General features: G+C 32.0%; 1 pseudogene. It reads right to left on the reverse strand.

Annotated elements, in window-relative coordinates:
* Positions 1-2,579: pseudogene (locus tag ACH2BO_RS06705) on the reverse strand (hypothetical protein); the annotation flags it as partial.
* Positions 2,580-2,772 lie beyond the last annotated feature (193 nt).

A 2,772-nucleotide genomic window follows, 5' to 3' on the forward strand; every position in this document is an offset into this window, starting at 1 on the left:
GTTACAGCAGTTGGAACCGCAGAACATTCTACTGTTACGTTAGCTGGTAAAGCTTCAACGAAACTTGGAGCCGTTGTATCTTGAACATTTATCGTTTGAGAAACATTAGAGGAATTATTACAAGCATCTGTAAAAGTCCATGTTCTAGTAATTGTAAATGAATTAGGACATTGTCCTTGTATAATAGAATCCTGTGCTTGAGATGTAATACTACCTGTACAATTATCTATTGCCGTTAAAGGTAAAGCCGTTGGAACTTCTGAAGCGCAAGAAACTTGTAATGACTGAGGAGCAACTGGTACAATTGGTGCAGTAATGTCTTGAACAGTAAAAGTACCAGAAGTTGAAATGAAGTTTCCACAAGCATCAGTTGCTGTAAATTCTACAGTAACTGCAGTTGAGCAATCATTTGATAAAGAGTTAAAATTATTTGTCCAAGTTACATCAGAACATAAATCATTTGCTACTGCACCACCATTTGATTGTAACCAATTTGTAATTGACGTTTGATTTCCATTACCATCACATTCTACAATTAAGTTAGAAGCTTGAGTAGTTATATCTGGAGCAACTGTATCAATTACATTTATTGTTTGTGATGCAGTTGAAACATTATTACAAGAATCAGTTGCGGTCCAAGTTCTTGTTACAGAATAGCTTCCAGAGCATTGTCCGTTTGTGGTTACATCAGCAAAAGTTAGTGTAAAACTACTTCCGCATACATCGGTTGCGGTTGCGGTTGCAAAGCTTGGTGTTGCTGGACAATTAATAGTGGTTGGCGCTGGTAAACTTGCAATTACTGGTGCTGTGGTGTCTTCTACATTTATTGTTTGTGATGCAGTTGAAACATTATTACATGAATCAGTTGCGGTCCAAGTTCTTGTTACAGAATAACTTCCAGAACATTGTCCGTTTGTGGTTACATCAGCAAAAGTTAGTGTAAAACTACTTCCGCATACATCGGTTGCGGTTGCAGTTGCAAAGCTTGGTGTTGCTGGACAACTAATAGTGGTTGGCGCTGGTAAACTTGCAATTACTGGTGCTGTGGTGTCTTCTACATAAACAGTCTGCAAAAAAGTTGAAATATTATTACATGAATCATTGGCTGTCCATGTTCTCTCAATTGTATAGCATCCTGCACAATTACTTGTTTTAATATTTTCAGAATAATTAATATTAACAAATCCACAATTATCAGTTACAATCAAAACCGGTGGAGAAGGAACATTTTCACAAGAAACTGTTAAATATGCAGGAGTGTTTCCATTAAAAATTGGACTAATGGTATCTTGAATAGCAATTGTTTGAGAAGCGAATCCTGAATTATTACAGCTATCGGTTAGATAATATTTTCTAATAACAATTATTGGACAACTACCTGACTGAGTATCTTGATAATATAAAGTAGCGATTGGTGAACTGTCAATAAATGAACCTCCTTGTTGTTGAAATTGAGTTAATGTTATTGTTGAAGGTGACAATGAAAAAGGCAACATTCCATTATTTACTAATCCACTTAAACCACATCCTTGAATTGTTATGTTATTTGGAGGTAAAACAATTGGATTAGTAACATCTCCTGGATTTATAGTAGTTTGTAAAGTTTTAACACAATTATTAGCATCTGTTACTGTAACTGAATATAATCCAGGACTTAAGTTAGAAATATCTTGTGTTGTTGCACCATTACTCCATAAATATGTATAAGCAGAAGTACCTCCTAAAACGGTTAGATCAATTGAACCAGTACTACTACTACAATTAACATTAGAAGTAGTTGAACTCAAAACCATCTCTAATGGAATATTAATATTAACAATATAAGAATTACTTAATCCTTGAGAATCAACAACAGTTAATTTAACTGTATTACCAGTTATTGAATTAAAAGAAAATGTTGGATTTGCTAATGTTGAGTCTGTAATACCATCACTATTAAAATCCCATGCATAAGAATAAGGTGCAATTCCTCCATTAGTTGTAGAAGTAAAATTTACTGTAGCTTTATTTCCTTGTCTACAAGCTTTGTAAGTAAATTGAACAGCTAAAGGTTTAGCGATTACAAGATTTTGAGAAAAATCGCATTGGGAAGAACTATAATTTTGACATGTATAATTTGGACCAGGATTTTGATTAATACTTGTTCTCCATGCTATTAAAATATTTGATAATAATAATTCTGTTCCGCAAGTCCAATCAAATGGTCCATACAAAAACCTTTGTCCAGCACCTGGACTAACTGTTCCAAAATAAACATTTAAAGGAGTTACAACTCCATTTATTGATAAATCTGCAAAAAATCGAGAATAATAAATGTCAGAATTAGCATTTGAAGTATAATTTAATAAAATATATACTTGAGAAACTGATCCTGGAGTACAAGTAGTGTTGGATAAAGGAACACCATATACATCTGTAGCACTCAAAAAAACATTTGTTAAAGTATAGTTATTTGAAGTACAATTATAACCACAAGTTCTTAAATCAACTTGTGAATGTACATTTTGAAATATAAAATGGAAAAAAAATAATAGTAATAACTTTTTTGAAAACGATTTGAAGGTGTAATTGTTTTTCATAATTGCATATTTTAAATTTTTAAATAAAATATAGCATTTGGAAATTTAACTTTCGTAAAAATTTCTTGTGTGGTCAAGTTTATTAAAATTACTCATTGATATTCTGGGGAAAATATTCAATAAGAAAATATTTTAGATAGCAATTCAAAAATTATATCAATGTGATACTTTTTCTTGTGAGGTCAAGTTTATT

Origin of the sequence: Flavobacterium sp. (assembly GCF_043773265.1) — a bacterium.
Classification (GTDB): Bacteria; Bacteroidota; Bacteroidia; order Flavobacteriales; family Flavobacteriaceae; genus Flavobacterium.